Genomic DNA, 4,221 nt, shown 5'->3' with positions numbered 1-4,221 from the left:
GCGCCACACCCACCACCGTCACCGCGACCGAGCGCTTGCGGGCGATGATGTTGCGCATCGAGTAGGTCAGTGGAATGGCCATCTATTGAGTCCTCTACTGCTCAGCCCCTCTCCCTTTCAGGGAGAGAGAAAAGCGCGGCGCAGCCGTGCCTGGGTGAGGGTGGAATGCGTGTACCAGCTTCGCGCCCTCACCCGCCCTTCGGGCACCCTCTCCCCTTGAGGGAGAGGGCTGATTTGTCGCGCCCTTCGGGCGCTTCTTCAGTCCGCGAACCGAAGCGCGTCGGTGATCGTCATCTTGGCCGTCTGCCAGGCCGGCTGGGCGGCGGCAAGCAGCCCGACCGGCACAGAGAGCAGCGCGGACTTCCAGACCAGGCGCACGTCGGTGCGAAGCGGGAAGTCCACCTGCTCGGGCATCCTGATGATTCCGTAGTGGAAGAGCGCCCAGGCCGTGGCCGATCCCGCCACCGCGCCGAGCGCCGAGAGCAGCACGGCCTCGCTGAGCACCAGCGTACTCACCAGCCGCGGCGAGAACCCGAGCGCGCGCATGGTGCCAAGCTCCACGGTTCGCTCTCTCACGCCCATGGCGATGGTGTTGGCCACGACGAGCACCGTTACGCCGAGCGCCAGGTAGCTGATTGCCTGCAAGGCAAAGAGCATGTCGCCGAGCCCGCCCAGCACGGTCTGCAGGTGGGATTTCTCGCTGATCGTCTCAGTGGGCACGGTGTAGTTGCGAAATGTCTCATCGAGAGTTTCGATCACCGGACCGCTGTTCTCGGGATTCTCCAGCGCCGAGACGATGAAGGTGACGCGCCCCTCCTGCCCGGTGCGCTCCTGCAGGTAGCCAAGGTGCCCGGCTACCACGCGGCCGAAGTTCCCCTCGGCATCTGCGAGGGCCACCACGTCGAAATCCACGCTGATCGGGACGGTGCCCGCGGCGCCGCGGACGGTGATCCTGTCGCCCACCTTCCAGCCGTTCTGCGCGGCCGCGCGCTCACCCACGATGGCGGCGGTGCGCCGGCCGCGAAACTCAGCGAACTCGGCGTCAGTGACGCCTTCCATGGTGCGCACATCGCGCACGCTGTAGGGGTCGACCCCCAGCGCCAGGGTGAACTCGCCTTCTTTCTTGCCCGCGCCGACAAAGAAGAGATAGGGCGTCGAAGCGCGCACTCCCTTCGTTGCTCGGATGCGCGGGAGGTAGGACTCGGGAATGGCCGCCGTCCAGAACGCCACGCCGTAGCGCGGGCGCGTGAACACCGTCGCTTCGCTGCCGGTGCGCTCGAGAATGCTGCGAAGGGTATGAAGCACGCTCTCGAGCGAGGTGAACAGAAAGAACGACATCACCAGGCCCAGAAAGGTCAGGATGCTCCGGCGACGATTTCGCAGCAATTGCTTGACGACAAGCGGCGTGAAACGTCCGGCGTTCATGGCGCGTCCTCGCTGAGCAGTCCCTTGTCGAGGTGCACCATGCGGCGCGCGCGCTCGGCCGCGCGCGGATCGTGGGTCACCATGATGAAGGTCTTGCCGAACTCGGCGTTGAGAATTCCCATCAGATCGAGAATTTCAGAGGCGCTGTGGGCGTCGAGGTCACCGGTGGGTTCATCGGCGAGAATGAGCAGCGGATCGTTCACCAGCGCGCGCGCAATGGCCACGCGCTGCTGCTGGCCGCCCGAGAGCTCGCTGGGCGTGTGTTCCATCCGGTCGCCAAGGCCCACGATGCGAAGCGCCGCCTCGGCGCGCTCGCGCCGCTCCTTGCCGGTCAGATCGGTGAGCAGCAGCGGCAGCTCCACATTCTCGCGCGCGCTGAAGACGGGGATGAGGTTGTAGAACTGGAAGATGAAGCCAATGGACTCGTTGCGCCAGCGGTCGAGATCCTTCTCGGGCATTCCCTGGATGTCGCGCCCGCCGATGTTCACGATCCCGTCGCTGGGAATGTCGATGCCCGCGATGATGTTGAGCAGCGTGCTCTTTCCCGAGCCCGAGGGTCCCATGAGCGCAACGAATTCCCCGCGCGCGATGGCCAGGTCGATGCCGAAGAGCACCGGCACTTCGGAATCACCGCGCCAGTAGGATTTCTGGAGGCCGCGGATCTCCACGAGCGCGCCGGGCTCGGCAGCAGCACGGGTCGCGATGGACGAGACTTCTGTCAGTCGGGATTTCACTTTTCGCCGACACTCACCCGCGCCCCCGCGCTCAGATCGGCGGGAGGTTCCTTAATGATGAGCGCGCCTTCCTCGATGCCCGAGAGCACTTCGAAATACTCGCCCGTCGGGGCGAGCTTCAGCGCTTTGGCTACCGCGCGCCCGTCTTCGACCACGAAGACGGCGCCGCCTCGAACCGCGCTCTTCGGCACCACCGGCGCCAGACGGATCTCGCCCTCGGGTTCGGACACCAGGAACGAGACCTTCGCCGTCATGTCGGGCTTGAGCGCCGCGTCGGGCGCACGCAGGCGCACTTCGACGGGAATGATCGACTTGTCGCGGTCGGCCATGGCGCCGATCTCCACCACGTCGGCCAGGTAGCGAAGCTCCGGCATGGCCTCGGGCGTAACGAGCGCGACGCCGCCCATTTTGATCTTGGAGATCTCCGTCTCAGAAATCTCCAGCTCGACGCGCATTTCCGAGAGATCGGCCAGCGTCGCGATCGCCGTGCCGGGATCGCCCGTAGCGCTCACGCCGATGGTGAGAAACTCGCCCACGTCGCGCAGCTTCTCGATGACCGTGCCGCTGATCGGCGCACGGATGAAGGTGTTGTCGTAGGAGAGTTTTGCCAGGTCGCGTTGGGCCCTGGCGACTTCATACTGTGTGCGCAGTTTCTCAGCGTCGGCCTCCGAAGTGATATTCTGGCGTGCCAGGTCGCGGGCGCGTTCCCAATCGGCGCGGGCCTGCGCGAGCTGCGCCTCGGCCAGGCGGAGTTGCGCTTCCTGCTCGTCGTTTTCGATGCGACCGATGAGGTCACCCTCTTTGACCTGCTGGTTTTCCTCCACCGCCATTTCGATGAGGCGCCCCTGCGCCTTGCTGCTCACCGTGATCTGGCGTTTGGCCACCAGATACCCGGCGGCGGTGAGGCTCACCTCGGGAAGGCCCACCTCGCGCAGGCTCACCGGCGTGAGCGTGACCTTCGGCGGTTCGAGCTTCTTGCGCACCCACAGCGCGCCGCCCACCAGCACGGCAAGCGCCAGCAGCACCATCCACGAGCTCACGCGCCGCTTCTTCGGACGCGGCGCGCGCTGGCCGCCCGGGCCCAGCCCCAGGATCTTGAGATCCTTTTCGAGCTCGGGATCAAGGCGCCGCGCCTTTGCCTCGATGTCGTCTTTGGGATCTGTCTCAGCGCTCATGGACTGGGAGTGTAGTGAGCAGCGCCCACCGGCGCCAGCGAGGCCCGGGGCTCGAAGCCGCGGGAGAGCAGTTCCTCGTAATACAACTTACTCGGCCACCTCAGTGGCCAGCTTGAGCAGGCTGCCTGTGACTTCAATGCCGGTCTGGCGGGCGGTCTGGACATGGACGCGAATATCGCTCTTGGACGGATATGCGATGGGGACTTGTCTGGGCGCTTTGCCGTTCACCAGTTGGTCGAAAATGGGCGCGCCCATGCGTCCGCTTGTCTCGAAGGGGATGCCCAGTGATACCGCGACCACATCGGGATAGAGGTCGAAGGCCTCGAATACGAGCGAGACCGTGGGGATCTTCGCGGGCCCGAGCATGTCGTTGCGGAAGACGTCGGCATTGACGAAATCGTCGCGCCCGATCCACGTGTCGGGCAGGATGAGAAACACGTCCGGGCGGGTTTCCAGGAAGTGCTTTGCCGCCTTGTGCGAATCGGCATTGGAATCGACATCGAACGCATCGACGGTGAAATCGCGGCTCTCCGCCAGCGGACGCAACTCGTCCACCAGTTTCTGCGCGTTGGGGTCGGGACTCAGCGCAAAGCCCAGGCGCTTGGCTTTCGGAAGCAGGGCCCGCACCAGGTTGAGAATGCGGTCGGGCTCCACATAGGTGCTTGCGCCGGTGATCCAGCCCTTTTCGATCTCGTCGATGGCTGCCGGCATGGACACGCCCACGAACATCACGGGCAGCCCCGCGTCGGCGGCACGTGCGGCCCCGTATTCGGTCGCGGGCGTGCCGACAAAGACCACCATGTCGACCTTGAGCGCGATGAACTCGTCGACGTAGCGATGGAGCGCCAGCAGGAGCTGCACCTTGTCCCAGAGGCCCTTGGTCTCGC

General features: G+C 65.4%; 4 protein-coding genes. All 4 read right to left on the bottom strand.

Translation table 11 applies throughout. The features are described 5' to 3' along the window. Nucleotides 1-258: 258 nt before the first annotated feature. Nucleotides 259-1,425 carry an ABC transporter permease gene (locus KDH09_06760; protein MCB0219379.1) on the bottom strand — a complete coding sequence of 389 codons (1,167 nt, stop codon included), beginning with the start codon at nt 1,423-1,425 and terminating at the stop codon, nt 259-261. Further along, nucleotides 1,422-2,129 carry an ABC transporter ATP-binding protein gene (locus KDH09_06755; GenBank protein ID MCB0219378.1) on the bottom strand — a complete coding sequence of 236 codons (708 nt, stop codon included), beginning with the start codon at nt 2,127-2,129 and terminating at the stop codon, nt 1,422-1,424. The genes KDH09_06760 and KDH09_06755 overlap by 4 nt, the downstream gene beginning before the upstream one ends. A 26-nt stretch (nt 2,130-2,155) precedes the next feature. After that, a complete protein-coding gene (locus tag KDH09_06750) occupies nt 2,156-3,334 on the bottom strand; it encodes an efflux RND transporter periplasmic adaptor subunit (GenBank protein ID MCB0219377.1) in 1,179 nt (392 codons plus the stop codon). 87 nt (nt 3,335-3,421) lie between these two features. Continuing rightward, nucleotides 3,422-4,221 (bottom strand): hypothetical protein (locus KDH09_06745; GenBank protein ID MCB0219376.1); only part of this gene is annotated, 800 nt, incomplete at its 5' end.

The organism is Chrysiogenia bacterium, from assembly GCA_020434085.1.
In the GTDB taxonomy this organism is placed as follows: Bacteria; JAGRBM01; JAGRBM01; order JAGRBM01; family JAGRBM01; genus JAGRBM01.
Note: the sequence above shows the minus strand (reverse complement) of the source record. Positions and strands in the feature narration are given on the sequence as shown.